The organism is Paenibacillus odorifer (assembly GCF_000758725.1).
Taxonomy (GTDB): domain Bacteria; phylum Bacillota; class Bacilli; order Paenibacillales; family Paenibacillaceae; genus Paenibacillus_AQ; species Paenibacillus_AQ odorifer.
The window spans coordinates 1,375,809-1,392,755 of sequence record NZ_CP009428.1; the positions used below are offsets into that span (position 1 = coordinate 1,375,809).

Here is a 16,947-nt window from a genome sequence, read left to right on the forward strand (position 1 = left end):
ACGCTTACATTTTGAGAGTTGGATTTAGGTTATCGGTGTCGCAATCGACCCATTCTTTGGACCAACTCTGTAAGTCTCGGATGACTGATTCCAGGGCAAGACCTTTATCCGTCAAAGAATATTGGATTCGCACGGGGGTCTCTGGGAACACTTCTCGAAGAACGATCCCTTCCTGTTCCAGCTCTTTGAGCCGTTCGGAGAGCAGTCTTCCACTGATGGGCAATGCCGCTTCAATTACATTGAAACGTTGGGGTCCTTGAAGGAGCTGGTAGATAATTAAACCAGTCCAACGCCTGCCGATAATATCCATACTTTTTTGTAGCCGGGGACATAAATCATTGGACTTCATAGGGCTCACCTCTTAGTAAACATTATAAACGAAAAGACCAATAACTTAAACAAATTCCAATTTAATTCAGCTAGAAAGGATGATGGACAGTGGCTAAAAAAAAGAAAATGCCTACCACACCAAGAGCCGCTACGAATGATGGCCCTGCTACGTTAAAAGACCTGCTAAGCAGTGATGTTCTAGGAAAGCTGAAGGCGCAATCTGATGCGTTGAAAGCGGAGGAAAATGACCGTAAAGAAGCTGCCCGTAAGGCAGTGGAAGATCAGTGCAAGGCTGAGCAGAAGCGGTTGGATAATGATTTTGCACATTTGCTGGAGAACAGTAATCAGGATTGGAAGAAATTTAAATAAATCCTATGGCTTAGCGCTAAAAATATGGCAGAGATTAAAGAGGCACCCGTTAGGGTGTCTTTTTTTATGTAACTTAAGCAGATAAGCCTAATTCTTAATTATTTTAAATTTAAGTATATGAAAGGGTTGACCCTCAAAGTGGGCTTAGGTATAATTTAAAACATTGCGAATGAAAATCATTATCATAAAATCGCATTTGTAAACTATTAAACAGATAAGGAACAACTCATGAAACTAAAATATTTGTCCCTACTTCTAATAGTATTTTCATTTATTTCTTTGTTTATAGGCGTTAAAGATATATCCCCATTAGATCTCTTTCATCTTACGGAATCTCAAGCACAGACCTTGCTGGTAAGCCGGATTCCCCGGTTAGCCGCATTGATTATCGCTGGAGTCAGCATGAGTATTGCCGGATTAATTATGCAACAGCTGTCACGCAATAAATTCGTCTCACCGACTACGGCAGGGACGATGGATTCCGCAAAATTTGGTATTCTCGTATCCCTCATGTTATTCACAGGCGCAACGCCAATGCAGAAATTGCTTGTTGCTTTTGTTTTTGCGCTATTGGGCACCTTTATTTTTATGAGAATCCTGGATCGGATCAAGTTCAAGGATAGTATTTTTATCCCGCTGGTCGGACTCATGTTCGGCAACATTGTAGGCTCGATTACAACATTTTTTGCGTATAAAAATGATTTGATTCAGAATATCTCATCTTGGATGCTTGGGGATTTCTCGACGATTATCAAAGGCCAATACGAATTAATTTATATCAGCATTCCACTTGTCATTCTGGCGTATCTCTTCGCTAATAAATTTACGGTAGCCGGTATGGGCGAGGATTTTTCCGTCAATCTTGGCATGAACTACAAAGCGGTGGTCAACGTGGGATTGGTAATTGTAGCGTTAATCTCTTCTGTTGTCATTTTAACCGTAGGTACGATTCCATTTCTGGGTCTAGTAGTACCTAACATTGTAACGTTGTACATAGGGGATAACCTCAAAAAAAGTCTGGCGCATACAGCCATTCTCGGAGCGGTGTTCCTCCTGTTCTGCGATATTCTGGGCAGGCTCATTATCTATCCATATGAAATATCAATCAGTCTCACGGTAGGCGTCATCGGTAGTGGTCTATTTATCTACTTGCTGATGAGAAGAAAGGCGAACTAGAGATGAAGACAAAACTAACTATATTATCAATAAGTGCTGTCGCCCTCATCGTCTTGTTTATGACGTATCATGCTTTGGGAAATTGGGACTACGTTCTGCCCAGCCGGGGAAGAAAGCTGGCGGCCATTCTGATTACCGGAGCTGTGATAGCTGTCTCTACCGTAGTTTTTCAGAGCATCACGAACAATCGTATTTTGACACCAAGTATTCTCGGGCTCGATTCCCTGTACATGTTAATCCAGACGTTCGGTGTTTATGCCTTAGGTTCATCGAATATGACCTTTATGAATAAAAACATCAACTTCTTGTTCTCTGCGTGCCTCATGGTCCTGTTTTCAGGCGTATTGTATAAGCTAATGTTCCGTAGGGAAGGACAAAATATTTATTTCCTGCTGCTGGTAGGGCTGATCATGGGGACGATGTTCCAGAGCGCGTCTTCTTTTATGGAAGTGCTTATTGATCCGAACGAATTCCTGATTCTACAGGGGAAAATGTTCGCCAGCTTCAACAATGTCAGCAGTGACCTATTGATTCTTTCTACCATTGTTCTGACGCTAACTACGTTGTATTTCTTGCGATTTGTTAAGTATTTGGATGTTATTTCGCTTGGGAAAGATGAAGCCATTAATCTGGGGATCAATTATGACTATGTGGTCAAAAGGCTGCTAGTTATTGTATCTATCTACGTTTCGATCTCGACGGCTCTAGTGGGGCCAATCACTTTCTTAGGTTTGTTGGTAGCTAATGTGGGACACCAGCTGTTCCGTACCTATAAGCATGCCTATCTGATTCCTGGAACGATTCTGCTGAGTATTGTTGCGCTTGTCGGTGGGCAGTTCCTGGTCGAACGTGTTTTTGGATTTAATACTACGGTTAGTGTGATTATCAATTTTGCAGGCGGCGTCTACTTCGTCTATCTGCTGTTAAAGGAGAATAAGTCGTGGTAGAAGTTAAAAATTTAACCAAATGTTATGGCGGAGTAACCGTCGTTGATGATGTGTCCTTGTCCATTAAAAAGGGCGCAATCACCTCGTTTATCGGACCAAATGGTGCGGGTAAAAGTACACTGCTCTCCATGATCAGCAGACTTATCTCCAAAGACGCGGGAGAGGTGCTGATCGAAGGTAAGGAAATCGGTACCTGCAAAAGTAATGAGCTTGCTCGTAAAATATCGGTGTTAAAGCAGTCCAATCATATTAGCGTACGCCTCACTGTGAAGGAGCTCGTTTCTTTTGGGAGATTCCCGTATTCACAGGGGAAGCTGAGTCCGGAGGATCGGGCGTTCGTTGACGAAGCGATTGCTTACATGGATCTCCAAGAAATGCAGGATAAATATATTGATCAGCTCAGTGGAGGGCAACGCCAGCGGGCATATATTGCCATGGTCATGGCTCAGGATACAGAGTACATTCTGCTCGACGAACCGCTCAACAACCTTGATATGAAGCATTCCGTCCAAATTATGAAGGTGCTTCGCCGCTTGGTGGACGAGAAGGGGAAGACGATTGTGCTCGTTATCCACGATATTAACTTTGCTTCTTGTTACTCTGACTACATTGTTGCGCTTAAAAATGGAAGAGTAGCTTCCTCGGGTACAGCGGATGAAATTATAGATTCTGCAGTTCTTAAAGAGGTATATGACATGGACATTCCTATTGAAACTATAGGAGGCCGAAAAATCGGTGTCTATTTCTAAAAAGGTAACTATTACTATGCGGATATTATTATGACGTAACGTAAGAAGTGAAAGGCGCCAGCTTCTTAACGCATACGCGAATAATTCAAATAGCTTCACTATAAAAATTAGGGGTGAATACATTGAAGAAGAACTTATCTTTACTGATGATGACAGTATTTCTTGCGGTAATCTTGGCGGCTTGCGGCTCCAATAATGCAGCAACTTCAAATAACAATACAGCAGCGGCAGGCAATTCGGAGGCTACTACTGCACCAACAACGGAAGCAACTACAGCACCGACAGAGCTTACTTTCAAGCATGCGCTTGGCGAAACAACTATCAAAAGCAATCCGCAAAAAGTGGTTGTTTTTGACTTCGGTACACTGGATACGCTGGATAAACTGGGCGTAGAGGTGACTGGAGTGCCTCAAAGTAATGTACCGGCTTATCTCTCTAAATATAACGATGCTAAATATGAGAATGTTGGTGGTTTGAAAGAGCCTGACTTCGAAAAAATAAACAGTCTTTCTCCGGACCTGATCATCATTTCCGGCAGACAACAGGATTCTTATGAAGAATTCAGCAAAATTGCACCTACTCTGTATGTGGCTGTAGATAATGCAAACTATATGGAATCTTTTACGAATAACGTGAAAATGCTGGGTCAAATTTTTGGAAAAGAAGCAGAAGTAGAAACTGAGCTTGCGACTATCAATGATTCCATCAAAGCTTTGAATACGAAGGCAACAGCTGATGGCAAAAAAGCACTTGTTATTCTCGCGAATGAAGGAAAAATCAGTGCTTACGGTGCAGGTTCCCGTTTTGGGATTATCCATGACATGTTCGGATTTGCACAGGCAGATGATAAAATTGAAGTATCCACTCACGGACAAAGCGTATCTTACGAATATGTAGCGGATAAGAACCCGGATTATCTGTTTGTAGTAGACAGAGATGCGGTTGTGAAGAGTGATGGCGGTGAATCCGGTTCAGCTAAAAAAGCAGTTGAAAACGATCTAGTGAAGAATACAAATGCCTTTAAAAACGGTAAGATCATCTACTTGGATCCTAACTACTGGTATTTGTCCGGTGGCGGTTTAATATCCGTTAGCGAAATGCTCAAAGAAGTTGAAGTTGTTCTGTAAGCAGAGTAACTTGGTGAATTAAAAAGCCTGTTGGCGGGAGTAATACTCCTTGCCAGCAGGCTTTTTTCGCTTTTTTCCATAGATTTACTGGTATATTCATACTAGTTGCTAAATTTATCTGTAACTTTTCAGGCTGGGATACGTGGTTAGGTTAAGGGGGGAGTGCATGAAGCGAAATTCATTGGATGAAATATATCAGATGTATGTGATGGATATTTACCGCTATTTGCGCTCCCTTTGTGGTGATCATTATGCGGCTGAAGATTTGATGCAAGAAACCTTTTATCGCGCTTATCTACATTTGGAGAATTGTAAAGAAGAGAAGATTAAACCATGGCTGTTCCGTGTCGCTTATAACGCCTTCGTAGATTACAAGCGAAAGGAAGGTCGCAGTACAGTTCAGAGTGAGGATTATTTCAAAAAGCTTGCTCATCCAGATACCACAGAAAGCACACTGCTTCATCAGGAACGTTGGGAAGAGATGAGGATAGCGGTAAGTGAGCTACCGGACAATCAGAGAAATGCACTGCTGCTGCATGATTTTCATGGGCTGAGTTATCGGGAAGCATCGGACATTATGGATGTGGGCTTGTCCCAATATAAGATATTGATCTTTCGGGCCAGACAGAAGCTGCGTGAGGCAGAGCGGAGGAGAAATGAACATGAGTGAAGAGTTTAAGGAGAAGTTAAGAAGGTATGGCGAAGGCACTCTTGCTGATGAGGATAGGGATGAGGTTGAGCGTGAGTTAGAGAAGATGGAAGCTTACCAGGCTTATCTGGATGAACTCATGGGCGAAGAAAAGCCGGCTCCAGATGAGGAGAAGAGCATAAAATTCGGAAAGGGTAAAAGAAACAGACCCGGCAAAGAAAAAAAGATCATCCGCCGTGGCAAGTGGAAAGCACGTATATCGAATACTTTAACGGTGATTTCTGCGTTTTTGATTTTTTTGATTGTCAGCAGTATCATCACAGCGGTATTTTATAGCACTGGAGAAAGAGGAGAGACTTACCGTGATGTCGTTTCTTCCGCAATTGCTGTTTCACAGCCGAATACGATCGTCCATTTGAGTAGCGATTCCGGACCGTTTTTTAGTATGAATCTGCAGGGTGAAATAATAAAACAAATTGGTGATGCGCGGATTAATGTTGGAGATTATTCGATGAAGTTTCTATTAGGCTGGCCTAGAATCTATAGTTATTCATGGACATATGAACGCAGTGGGACAGGTAATTACTTTATCTATCCCATTGAGAACCAGTCTGCAGAAAATAGGATGGATGACAGCAGTGAGTGGGAAAAACTAGAGAAGCTCCCTGAAGGTACGGTAGGAGAAGCCTATTTGTCTTTTGAACAATTTTTTACGACAGATGAGCTATTGAAGAAGTTTCAGCATAAAAATCTTGAACTTTTATGGTTCGCAGCAGATACAGGTCCAAGGACACAAGAGCCAGTAATAAATGATCCCTTAGGATTTCCAAGTATGCCTATCTGGCATGCTGATGATATGAAGGTGACACAAGAATCAAAGAAAAAGTGGGGTTGGTTTGGAGGGGTGACTAGCCGCACGAGTGTTTCTCCATCTGTTGACTCATATGGGGATGGTGAACTGCGTAATGCGAACTTCCTTAAGACACTGCACTTAATGCAGGAGCATAAATCGATCGCCAACAAGGTAATTCCGTTTATTGATCTGGATGACTCCATTAGCTATCTGGAGAAGAACGGAGTTAGGCTGTATGGAGCTGTCGTAACCGGTCCGGTTAAAGAGTTGCTCAAGTTAAAGGAAGAAAAATGGGTCAGTAATATTCATGTTGAAGAAGTAAGATTATGGAATTGGCAGGATAGAGAGAACTGAGTTGGGATGCTAAATACTGTAGAAGGTAGTAAGCGTAAATGATTTCTTCGTAATTACTTAATGGCAGTCGGATATGCCCTGTGTTAGTGGGGTGTACCCGGCTTTTCTGTGTGGGAGAAGTCACAGAACTTGCTTCTCGTTTAAGCAAATCGTACAATTATTTGATTATGAGATGAGTATGATAGATTAGGAGCTGAGTTATATGAAAGTAGGCGTGGTATCAGATACACATATGACAAGAATGGCTAAGTCTCTGCCCAAAGCGCTTGTTGCTGAATTCCGGAATGTAGACTTGATTCTGCATCTTGGAGATTGGGTGAGTATGGGAATCTACGATTTGTTGGCTGAATTAGCTCCAGTGGAAGGGATTGCTGGAAATAACGATGGAATAGAGATCATTGAGCGTTTCGGGGAGCGTAAGCTGCTAACGCTTGAGGGAGTCCGGATCGGAATGGTCCATGGGCATACGCCACACTCCCGCAAAGGAACGGACGGGAATGCGCTGCTTGCTTTTGCGAACGATAAGGTGGATTGTATTCTTTTTGGTCATTCGCATCAGCCTTTATTGCGGGAAGAGAATGGGATTCTGCTCTTTAATCCAGGATCGCCAACAGATAAACGACGTGAGAAACTGTATTCCTTCGGAATCTTGGATATCGAAGAGGGTAAAGTCAGTGCCCGGCATGTGTTCTACGATTCCAAAGAATAAGAATAATTGTCCAAATGATCTGGCGTTCGCTCCATGGTGCACGGTACGGCTGAAATATACAATAACGTTAAAACGGCCCAAGCCGGAAAGTGAGCGCTGAGGATGAACAACTATCGTATTGAACGTGCGATCTATGATGATTTGGAACGGCTTATCCCATTGTTTGATGAGTATCGGGTATTTTATGGGGCAGTCTCTGATCTGGATGGTGCACGTGCTTTTTTATCAGATCGATTGAAGCTGAACGAACCGGTAATCTTTATTGCGGTGGGGGGAGAAGGCGAGGAGAAAAGAGCGTGGGGCTTCACTCAGCTCTATCCCTCTTTTTCATCGGTTTCTATGGAGCGTCTCTGGATATTGAATGATCTATATGTAACTGCGGAACTGCGAGGCCATGGGCTCGGCTCCAAGCTGCTGGAAAGTGCCAGAGCTCATGCGCTCGCTACGAATACGAAGGGCTTGTCCCTGACAACAATGACGGCGAATGTGGGGGCACAGCGCTTATATGAAGCGCATGGCTACATTCGGGATGATGATTTTTATACCTATAACCTTTTTTTCTAAAGCTAGAGAGAAAGACGAGTAAGGGGCGTTAAAGTGGATACAAGTAATAAGCTGGCAATCTTTTTTGACCTTGATGATACTTTATATGATCATTTGGTTCCATTTAAAGAAGCGGTGCGTCAAGTACTTAAACCGGATGAGAGCAGTCTGGACTTTGCGGAATTATTTTATAAAGTAAGACATCATAGTGATGTATTATGGCCTATGTATTTACGTGGAGAAATTCCGCTGGAGGAAACTAGGGTACGCCGATTGGAGCTTGCTTTTGCAGAGTATGGTCTACAGCTTGATCGTGACCAAGCCACGGCGGTACAAGCGGCATACATTGGCCGTCAGTACACCATTCAAATGATAGATGGAGTCCGGGAGCAATTGGAAAGGTTCATTGCTGCTGGTCATAAAGTAGGCATCATTACGAATGGACCCAAAGATCATCAAATGAAAAAGATTCGCGGATTAGGTCTGGATCAGATGATCCCCGAGGAGATGATTTTTATTTCTGACGCTGTAGGTCTGGCCAAACCAGATCCGCAACTCTTTTTGCATGTAAATCAGCAGTCTGGCACTTCACCAGACCATTCACTTTATATAGGCGATACCTGGGCTAATGATGTAGTAGGAGCGCTTGCGGCTGGCTGGAAGGTCTGCTGGTATAATCCGAGAGGCAGACAGCCGGCTACGGATCATAAGCCTAGTTATATTTTCACGAATTATAAGGAATTTAGCGAGTTGCCTTTGGTGCTGCAAAAATCTTGATCGGGAATTAATTAGGGAAAAACTCCCTGAATTGAACCGGTTAGAGCGTGAAATTGAGGTTATTGGGGAATTCCTCCCTAATAAAACCTAAATAAACATGGTTATAGCCATATTCGGGTGATTTTTAGGGAGGTTTTCCCTAATCGAAGGTTTACATTGAAAAAATCTATTGATTTTAGGGAGGAATTCCCTAATTATCAGGCTGCTGGGCGATGAATGGGCGATGAATATCCCTCAGCCACGCCAAAGAACCTTTATCCACAACAAAAGAGCTTGCCTCCCAAAGCCAACAACGGCCTTATGGGGGCAAGCTCTTTTCGTTTAATCAGCGAAGCTGTACGTAGGGTCAGTCAGATTCATTCTTTCTTTAATGCCTGGTGTGGCGTAGATTTTGTTGTCATCGGTAATAAAGAAAGCTTCTACATCTTCAGGTAACGACTCCAGATATTTCATACCTTCTTCGATCCCCATCAAGAACACCCCAGTGGACAAAGCATCCGCATCTGTTGCATTAGGGCTCATAATGGTCAAGCTTTTGAGACCGTTCTGAGAAGGGTAACCTGTGCGTGGATCAAGAATATGGTGATAACGAACATTGTCTTGCATAAAATAACGTTCGTAAACACCAGAAGCATCGATGACCTCATCCGCGATTTTAATCGTTCCTAGCTGCGTGCCGCGGCTTTGGTCAGGGTCTTGCAGACCAATATTCCAATCCGTTCCGTTTGGTTTCGTACCTAACGCAATAATACTGCTGCCGCCGAGGTTGATCATTGCACTGTTAAGGCCTTGCTCTTTTAAATAATCAGCGATACGGTCAGCAGCATACCCTTTGCCGATACCTCCAAGATCCAGTACCATATTTTCCTTCAGTAGCTTCACGGTCTTAGCAGCCTCGTCAATTTCAACGTCCCTGTAATTGGTTAGGCTCTTGGCTGCATCGATAGCTGCTGGATCAGGGACTTTATCTCCGCCACTACCGATGTTCCAGAGGTCGATCAGCGGACCAATCGTGGGATCGAATAGCCCGTCCATTTCTTTTGCATATTGCACGGATTGTTTTACAACATCTAAGGTCTCGTCCGAAACGACAACCGCTTCTTTTCCTGCTGCTTGATTGACTGCGTAAACCTCGCCGCCTTCTTTTGTACGGCTAAGCTCCATATCCATGCGCTCCAGCATTTGCTGGATATCATCCATATTTTTTTGGGCTACATTTTCTCCGAACACTTTGATATTCACGACCGTGTCATAGATATAAAAGGTCTGTGAGAGTGACTTGGCTTCGCCTTTTCCTGAAGCTGTTGCGCCACCCGGTGTTTCCGTCGCTTTGTCATCCTTATTTTTAGTAATTAGCCAAGCGCCGACAGCTATGACGACGATGACGATAACAACGAGGATCAACGTCGTTTTTTTGTTCTTGAACATATTCCACCATCCATAAAGTTAGTTTCTAAAACACATTATTACTATCATACCCTAGATCAGAAGTTGATGGAAATTAATTTCATGGCGTATTTACGTACAACTCCGTCTGCACGAAAAAAAAGCCCCGCAATCTGATTCGGAGCAACGCTGTGGATATAGAGGTAGCTATTAAGCTAATCTAGCATGTATTCACGGTATTTGTTTTTACGAGGATTCATTACGAAAAGGATTCCTTTGGCATAACCGCTAACGGCTTTAAAATTTCGTTTGAGAGTTTCTTTACCTGTAAGACAGGTTAACGTCCAGATCAATGCGGCATAATTCATAGGGGGTGCTTTACGTAAGTTGAGCAGATAATAATGATTGATGGCAGTAGCTCTTGCAACAACGCCCGCCTTATCCCGAGATCCCGGCGACTCATGATGAATGATTTTCATAGCCGGGTTAATGACAAGCTTGCCATAACGGCTAGCCAAATGAGACAAGTAAATATCCTCGGCAATGGAGTAACTTGTCATCCAGGGATAGGGTTTCATATCTTGTAATGCTGAGCGCCGGAATGACATATTACAGCCGTGAAAAAAATCCGTCTCAAAAACCTGCTCCTTCTCTCCCCAGAGGAATAGGGAGCCTGCAAACATGCTTGGGGATAATCTGCCCGGGGATCCGGACATTTGTCCGGTCAGCATGCCAAACAGCCGGCCCGGTTTGCTGCTGCGCATGCCTTTAGCCACCCCGCCTACACCTACAATTGAATCGTCCGCTGCATAAGTATCAAGTAATCGTCGAATATATAAGGAATCATCTAATTCTGCATCATCGTCTAAATGAAGCACAATTTCAGCATTTACTAGTCCAAGTGACTCATAACGGGAAAGCCAGAGTCCCGGATTAGTCTTACGATGATATCGAAACTCAGCCTGTGGCAATTTGTTCAGTATGTTACGATAATAGGTTAATCTTTCTTCAGGAATCTCACCGTCATCCACAATCCAGAGCTCGATGGAGACATTCTCTAGCTGTGTCTGCTTGCTAATAGACTCTATGCACACTGTAAGGTCGTTTATACGGTTACGGGTAGGTATCACTATAGATACATCATGCATATGGGGATCTCCCTTCGGAATTTCTGGTGTTAACTTTATTCTATCTGCCCTGAAGGGGAGCGTATATACCACTTTCGTTTACTTTTTGCTTTAGCATTCACATCTATAAATGTTATTTTAATAAAAGTTAAGTTTGTAATTTTGAGTTTTTAACTATATAATAGTAAGCGACATATATTTAGTTATTACTCTTATATAACAGCTACAAATTATCAATAATATTAGGAGGTTTTTTCGTGAGAATAGATATCTGGTCCGATTATGCATGTCCTTTTTGTTATATTGGCAAAAGACGTTTGGAGAATGCGCTAAGCCAATTCCCGAACCGTGATCAAGTAGAGGTAGTATTCCGTAGCTTTCAACTGGATCCACATGCAGAGGTAAGTACAGACAAGAGTATTCATGAGCTGCTGGCTGCCAAATACGGGATGACCGTAGAAAAAGCAAAAGCAATGAACGCACAACTAGCGGAGCAAGCTAAAGATGTGGGCTTGGAATTTAATTTTGATACAGTGAAGCATACCAACACTTTCGACAGTCACCGACTGAGTCATTTTGCAAGCACAAAGGGAAAAGGTGCAGAAATGTCCGAACGTCTGCTGCGCGCCTACTTTACGGATTCATTAAATCTTGGAGATCGCAGTGTACTGGCTTCACTCGCTGCTGAAGTAGGTCTGGATCAAGCAGAAGCTGCGGCAATGCTGGAAACGGATGCTTTTGCGAATGAGGTTAATGGCGATATTGAAGAAGGAAGCCGTCTTAATATTACCGGTGTACCTTTCTTTGTATTCAACAATAAATATGCTTTATCTGGTGCACAACCAGGTCCTGTATTTACAGAGGTACTGGATACTGTGTGGGCGGAGGAACAAGCAGGACCAACGTTGCAAGTGGTTGGTAAGGGGAATTCTGAAGTATCTACCGATGATGGCTGCGCAGATGGATCTTGCAATATTTAAAGTTTGGATTCGAGTAAAACAAAAGAGCTGAGGGAGCCCTCAGCTCTTTTTGTTTTGATAAACCTGTTCTTTTGTTGCTTCCCACACTCAAAAACAAGCGCTCCCGATATCCGGAAGCGCTCGCCGCTGATTGTGGTTTTATCTGAAAGATGTAACAAAGCTTGAGAATAGTGTACGTACATCGTATTGATATTGGTTGATTGGCTCGATAGGCCGTTCGATACCAAGTAGAGTATATACCGCAATTCTCGCTGCTCTTACGGAGTATTCTTCAGTGAATACAACGTCATCTGGAATTTCACAGAATTGTCCAATAAAGGCCAGGTTTGTGGAACCCTCAGGGACAACTTTTGGTCGGTCACTATTGAGTCTAGGCATGAACTGAGAAGTGATATAAGGCATCATGCAAGGAATACAGTTGGCGGTAGCCATGATCTCGTCCTTATGTTCTTCAAAGTGAAGATGACCGATCAATTCTTGCATGATTTCTTCGCCGGTACAATCACACATTCTCTTTTTCACAAAATCCCCAACTTTGTCTGGATACAGTCCGTAACCCCAGAACACTTTAACATGCTCAGGCTGATTGCGGAAATGCGGTTGGTAAGCCAGTACAACGGACATAAACCAGCTCGAATCCTTAAATGTGACCAAAGCGCCTGTGCCGGCACGGTTACGTGTGAATTTTTCCATCAGATCGAAGAATTTGGAGTCATGGAAAGTTACAGTAAAGGACTCCCATTTCGAACCGTCTACATGATCATCGAACGAAGAAGGATTGCCAAGACTTGGTTTCTTGGAAGCGATGTTTTCCCATAATTTCCACGAGCTTCCCTTGCCGTTAAGGCGTGGAGCAGAAGTCATAGAGCCAAGGCTGGAGCCTTCGGTCATAGAACCGTTTGTGATAATTACGAGATCATCTTCTTTTACATCAATCACATCTTTGACACCTTCGCGCACTACATTCATTTGGGTTACGGTAATTCCGTCACCTTTTTTGAACTGCAGATCAGTAACTGTACATTTCAGTGTGAAATCGACACCGAATGGTTCAAGATATTTGTGCAAAGGCAGAATGATGGAATCATATTGGTTATAAGGAGTGCGAGTTACACCTTCCAGTGTTTGAATTCTTGGGAATTCATGGAAGAAACGCAGCATATATCTTTTAAACTCTACAGCGCTGTGCCAAGGTTGGAATGCAAAAGTAGTAGCCCACATATACCAGAAGTTTGTTGTGAAAAAGTGAGGGGCGAACCAGTCGTTGATACGCGCTTTACCCATTTTATCTTCTGGTGTAATAATCAGCTTGCCCATAGCGAGACGATCAGCCATATCAAAACCCATGGACAATACATCTTCTACTTTGCCGTCTTTATTTACAAGTCTGGCGTTTGAGTGTGTTGGATTAGCGGTATCAAAAGCAATAATTTCATCCCGCACAGACAACCCCGGACGGTCGACAGAAGGAATCGTTGTTAATAGTTCCCAGAGATTCTCATAAGCTTCATCGTTGAGCATACGGCCGCCGCGGACAACGTAACCATGTTCAGCGTCACCTGCGCCGTCATTGCTACCACCAAGAATCTTCATCTCTTCAATAATGTGAATGTTTTGTCCCGGAAAATCACAGTCTCTGACCAGGTAAGCAGCGCCCGCTAGGGATGCAATTCCGCCACCGACAAAATAAACCTGTCTATTACCGTACTCTTTTTTCACAATGGTCGCCTCCAAGTAGTTGTTTAAATAATCACACTCTTAATGTAAACCAACTCCTATTTTGAAGGTATAATCAAACTCTTTAGAGTGTCTGGATTTTTGTCATTATGGGTGATCTGTCTAGTTTTTAGACAAAAAAACCGCTGCAACCAAAGGGTTACAACGGATGGTTCTCATATTTGTGTAAAGCTTTCAGAAAATTCCCTTCAATTAGATCACTTAGCTTCTCAATCATATGGTGCGGTTGTTCCCTCATGCCTTCTCTCATCCACTGAATGATTAGGCCTGTGAAGGCTAGCGTGTAGAAATTGGCTATAAAGTGCTTGTCTTCTTCGCAAACCTCCATCCCGGAGGACAACTCGTTTATAACCCCCATGATGAGATCGTTTGTCACTTCGTACAGATATGCATCCAGGTGATTTCTGCCTAGTGAATTTAGCGTGTTACAGCAAAAGGATTTATTCCGCTCAATGTAGCAGAAAATTCTATAAAAACCGTCCGTCCAAGTGCTGTAGCTGCGATACTGGGCGAGGCTTTCGACAGCCTCAGTCTTATAGATCCAACCTAGCAAATCAAATATATCCTGAAAATGATAATAGAAGGTTTGTCTGTTTAGTCCGCAATGGTCCACTAGTTGTTTAACAGTAATTTTATTGAGCGGTGTATGCTCCATTAGTTCTTTTAAAGAATGGGACAATGCATTTTTGGTTAGAAAAGAATTGGACAACAGCGTTTCACCTCTTCCATTCAAGACTTCGATGCTCGCGTATACAGCAGACGAATACCTTCCGCTAATAAACCCAGTGCAAATCCGGCACATGAAAATAAGGAAAATGCGAGGAAGCCTGCGAGATCCTCCCAACCGGACATCTCTTTGTAGGTGTAGCCCAGCATAAATGCCGCGCCTATGATTATTCCCGCCGTACTAAATACCCAGAGCAGACGTGCTCCGAGCCAGCCTAAAGTGTTGACGATGCCTGCCACTACTACGGAAAAAAGAGCAAAGCGCAGTAAGAGTGTGGCATCCATTTCCTGGGCCAGCATCACGAATCGGTGTAGAGGGAAGAGAAGCCATAGAAGAATGGCATAAACGGTCATCCAGAGAAACCAACTTTTACTTTTGGCAGCAGGCAGGAATTTCATTTCATGCACACCTCTTTTCCCATAGTACGAACGTTAAAAAGTAGGGATTATACCGTGAAGGATTCTAGTTCTTCCGCACTTTGCAGCAGGTGGCTTAGCAGGTTTGGAATGTCCTCCATTTGCTCTTCTGTGAGTTGTCTTTTGAATTGCAGCTCGATGCAGTTATTGTAAGTTTCACTTTCCTGGCCATATATAAAGCTTAAAGATTGCACAGGCTGGAAATCAGGTCCCCAGATCGCTTTTAGAATACTGTCTATCGCCTGACATTCGCTAGGAATATCTTCGACTTCCATATAAAAACGAAGTGAAAGATTACAGCCGGGATCCGTATTAGGAACCTCCAAGATTTCATCGCTGAGATCTTTCGTGGACGAAGTGAGCAGGATTTCGGCGGTTACTTTCCTGCCTGCAGTTAATTGGAAGGAGAGACTGAACTCTCTGGACATCAGCGCCATATTCAGAAGGTCGGAGCGATCCGTAACCACCAATATTCCGTCTAAATTATCGTAGTCATAAATCTGGTTCTCAAAGGCGATCTTAATATTATCGAAAACTGTAGGGTGGAACAATAAGAGCACCTTCTTTGTTTATTTATATTGTAACATGATGTGATAGGAAGTTAAAAAAAGACGCCCTGGACCAAATGGACCGGGCATCTTGTGTAGAAGTTACGGCTTCCCATAAGAGGGAATACTCCTCGGTTGTGGGTATACGTTCACTTCTTAGTTTGTAGGCGCAGGCGCAGGCGCAGTATATTTCAGGAACGTCTTCGGAATCGGGCTCTCAAAGGTCATCAGTTCTCCAGTGGTTGGATGAATAAAAGAGAGCACTCGAGCATGTAGGCCAAGTCTTCCTACCGTTTTGGTCTCTGCACCATATTTCTTGTCACCTGCGATAGGGTGGCCGATATCTGCCATGTGCACCCGAATCTGATTTTTTCGTCCGGTTTCGAGCTTAACCTCTAGCAAGGAAAAATGGCGGTTAGCCTGAATGAGTTTATAATGTGTAATTGCATGTAGTCCATCACCTTCATGAGGACTGGAATACATTTTAAGGGTTGAGGTTTCTTTGAGCCACGAGCTTATCTTGCCTTCAGGTCTTTTAACCGCGCCTTCCACGAGCGCTACGTAAGAACGTTCCTTCACGGTATCTTTCCAAGTAGTTTGTAGCGCTTGCTGAATCCGTTCGCTTTTGGCAAACATCATTACGCCTGATGTATCTCTGTCCAATCGATGTACGACAAAAATCCGATTTTGTGGATTGCTAACACGGACATGCTCCATGAGCTGGTGGTAAGCCGTCAATTCATTTTCTTCCGCAGTGGCGATAGATAGCAGTCCAGCATCCTTTTGAACAATAATCAGGTCTTCATCCTCATGAACGATTTTAAGTCCGATCATCTCTGCTGTTTGTACAGGCTTCTCTTGATCAATAGTAACGTTTTGACCCGGATGCAGTTGGAAATTATGCTGTGTAACTACCTTATTATTCACCGACACTTGTCCACGCGATAGGATGGATTTAATCGCATTTCGTCCGCGACCCGTGACGTGGGTGAGTAAGAAGGGCAATAGTTCAGAAGGTTCGTTTACAGTAAATGTTTTGGGTGCTGCGGGTGCTTTAGTTTTATGATTAAGCTTGCCAGTAGGCTTGCTGTGAGAACGAGTACCTCTTTTGGCTGTTTCCTTAGGATTTCTTCTTGAGTTCATGGATGCATTCTCCGTCCTTTAATATTGTACTCCTCAATATACCATGGGCTGTTAAGAAATACTATGGAGAGGCAGGCGTACTGGTTTGTTTTGTAAATGCTCATAGATAGAACAGCTGGGCTAATCCAAGAAGCAGGAATAAACCGAGATATACCCAGCCTAACCTGCGGGCATATTTCTTTTCCCGGGGCATGGCGCTTACAGCATAGATCTTGGTATCCACAGTAAGCAGGAATAGTCCGGAGAGCAGGAGCACGAGAGTTAAATAAGTTAGTTGATGATAGATCATTTGAACACATC

Annotated in this window: 20 protein-coding genes; 11 read left to right on the forward strand and 9 right to left on the reverse strand. The window is 43.3% G+C overall.

What is annotated here, in order from left to right:
- Nucleotides 1–4: 4 nt before the first annotated feature.
- Entirely contained in the window at nucleotides 5–349 is a 345-nt protein-coding gene (locus tag PODO_RS05960; protein ID WP_036681832.1) for a winged helix-turn-helix transcriptional regulator, read from the reverse strand.
- 89 nt (nucleotides 350–438) lie between these two features.
- Between PODO_RS05960 and PODO_RS05965 the strand changes: the two genes are divergently transcribed.
- The 10 genes from PODO_RS05965 to PODO_RS06010 all read left to right on the forward strand — a co-directional run bounded on the left by PODO_RS05965 (nucleotide 439) and on the right by PODO_RS06010 (nucleotide 8,583).
- Nucleotides 439–699 carry a YqkE family protein gene (locus tag PODO_RS05965; protein WP_038569187.1) on the forward strand — a complete coding sequence of 87 codons (261 nt, stop codon included), beginning with the start codon at nucleotides 439–441 and terminating at the stop codon, nucleotides 697–699.
- A gap of 228 nt (nucleotides 700–927) precedes the next feature.
- On the forward strand, nucleotides 928–1,875 hold the full coding sequence (locus PODO_RS05970) for an ABC transporter permease (protein ID WP_036681839.1): 948 nt from the start codon (nucleotides 928–930) through the stop codon (nucleotides 1,873–1,875).
- 2 nt (nucleotides 1,876–1,877) lie between these two features.
- Entirely contained in the window at nucleotides 1,878–2,822 is a 945-nt protein-coding gene (locus tag PODO_RS05975; protein WP_036681842.1) for an iron chelate uptake ABC transporter family permease subunit, read from the forward strand.
- Nucleotides 2,816–3,571, forward strand: coding sequence for an iron ABC transporter ATP-binding protein (locus PODO_RS05980; RefSeq protein ID WP_038569188.1), 756 nt, complete (start codon nucleotides 2,816–2,818; stop codon nucleotides 3,569–3,571). The genes PODO_RS05975 and PODO_RS05980 overlap by 7 nt, the downstream gene beginning before the upstream one ends.
- A 122-nt stretch (nucleotides 3,572–3,693) precedes the next feature.
- The gene (locus PODO_RS05985) at nucleotides 3,694–4,698 is read left to right on the forward strand and encodes a siderophore ABC transporter substrate-binding protein (RefSeq protein ID WP_280513452.1); all 1,005 of its coding nucleotides are present in this window, start codon (nucleotides 3,694–3,696) and stop codon (nucleotides 4,696–4,698) included.
- A gap of 166 nt (nucleotides 4,699–4,864) precedes the next feature.
- The gene (locus tag PODO_RS05990; RefSeq protein WP_038569189.1) at nucleotides 4,865–5,368 is read left to right on the forward strand and encodes a sigma-70 family RNA polymerase sigma factor; all 504 of its coding nucleotides are present in this window, start codon (nucleotides 4,865–4,867) and stop codon (nucleotides 5,366–5,368) included.
- Complete coding sequence (locus PODO_RS05995) at nucleotides 5,361–6,554, forward strand: anti-sigma factor (RefSeq protein ID WP_038569190.1); 1,194 nt, start codon at nucleotides 5,361–5,363, stop codon at nucleotides 6,552–6,554. The genes PODO_RS05990 and PODO_RS05995 overlap by 8 nt, the downstream gene beginning before the upstream one ends.
- 202 nt (nucleotides 6,555–6,756) lie before the next feature.
- Nucleotides 6,757–7,263 carry a metallophosphoesterase family protein gene (locus PODO_RS06000; protein ID WP_036681852.1) on the forward strand — a complete coding sequence of 169 codons (507 nt, stop codon included), beginning with the start codon at nucleotides 6,757–6,759 and terminating at the stop codon, nucleotides 7,261–7,263.
- 102 nt (nucleotides 7,264–7,365) lie between these two features.
- Nucleotides 7,366–7,827 (forward strand): GNAT family N-acetyltransferase, encoded by a 462-nt coding sequence (locus tag PODO_RS06005; RefSeq protein WP_038569191.1) that lies wholly within the window; start codon nucleotides 7,366–7,368, stop codon nucleotides 7,825–7,827.
- A 33-nt stretch (nucleotides 7,828–7,860) separates the two neighbouring features.
- The gene (locus PODO_RS06010) at nucleotides 7,861–8,583 is read left to right on the forward strand and encodes an HAD family hydrolase (protein ID WP_038569192.1); all 723 of its coding nucleotides are present in this window, start codon (nucleotides 7,861–7,863) and stop codon (nucleotides 8,581–8,583) included.
- A 321-nt stretch (nucleotides 8,584–8,904) separates the two neighbouring features.
- On the opposite strand, the gene PODO_RS06015 is transcribed toward PODO_RS06010, so the two are convergent.
- On the reverse strand, nucleotides 8,905–10,011 hold the full coding sequence (locus PODO_RS06015) for an FAD:protein FMN transferase (RefSeq protein WP_036681858.1): 1,107 nt from the start codon (nucleotides 10,009–10,011) through the stop codon (nucleotides 8,905–8,907).
- Between the two features lie 173 nt (nucleotides 10,012–10,184).
- On the reverse strand, nucleotides 10,185–11,117 hold the full coding sequence (locus PODO_RS06020) for a glycosyltransferase family 2 protein (protein WP_036681860.1): 933 nt from the start codon (nucleotides 11,115–11,117) through the stop codon (nucleotides 10,185–10,187).
- Nucleotides 11,118–11,353: 236 nt separating this feature from the next.
- On the opposite strand from PODO_RS06020, the gene PODO_RS06025 reads away from it, so the two are divergent.
- Nucleotides 11,354–12,076 (forward strand): DsbA family oxidoreductase, encoded by a 723-nt coding sequence (locus PODO_RS06025; protein WP_036681863.1) that lies wholly within the window; start codon nucleotides 11,354–11,356, stop codon nucleotides 12,074–12,076.
- Nucleotides 12,077–12,214: 138 nt separating this feature from the next.
- Here the strand turns inward: PODO_RS06025 and PODO_RS06030 are convergent, their stop codons facing one another.
- The 6 genes from PODO_RS06030 to PODO_RS06055 form a co-directional block, all read right to left on the reverse strand.
- A complete protein-coding gene (locus tag PODO_RS06030; protein WP_038569194.1) occupies nucleotides 12,215–13,795 on the reverse strand; it encodes an oleate hydratase in 1,581 nt (526 codons plus the stop codon).
- Nucleotides 13,796–13,952: 157 nt separating this feature from the next.
- Nucleotides 13,953–14,546: a TetR/AcrR family transcriptional regulator gene (locus PODO_RS06035; RefSeq protein WP_244886428.1), complete on the reverse strand. Its 594-nt coding sequence runs from the start codon at nucleotides 14,544–14,546 to the stop codon at nucleotides 13,953–13,955.
- Nucleotides 14,543–14,938, reverse strand: coding sequence for a hypothetical protein (locus tag PODO_RS06040; RefSeq protein WP_036681440.1), 396 nt, complete (start codon nucleotides 14,936–14,938; stop codon nucleotides 14,543–14,545). The genes PODO_RS06035 and PODO_RS06040 overlap by 4 nt, the downstream gene beginning before the upstream one ends.
- Before the next feature lie 47 nt (nucleotides 14,939–14,985).
- On the reverse strand, nucleotides 14,986–15,507 hold the full coding sequence (locus PODO_RS06045) for a hypothetical protein (protein WP_036681441.1): 522 nt from the start codon (nucleotides 15,505–15,507) through the stop codon (nucleotides 14,986–14,988).
- Between the two features lie 153 nt (nucleotides 15,508–15,660).
- Nucleotides 15,661–16,647 carry an RluA family pseudouridine synthase gene (locus PODO_RS06050; protein ID WP_038569198.1) on the reverse strand — a complete coding sequence of 329 codons (987 nt, stop codon included), beginning with the start codon at nucleotides 16,645–16,647 and terminating at the stop codon, nucleotides 15,661–15,663.
- A gap of 100 nt (nucleotides 16,648–16,747) precedes the next feature.
- Complete coding sequence (locus PODO_RS06055; protein ID WP_038569199.1) at nucleotides 16,748–16,936, reverse strand: CLC_0170 family protein; 189 nt, start codon at nucleotides 16,934–16,936, stop codon at nucleotides 16,748–16,750.
- Nucleotides 16,937–16,947 lie beyond the last annotated feature (11 nt).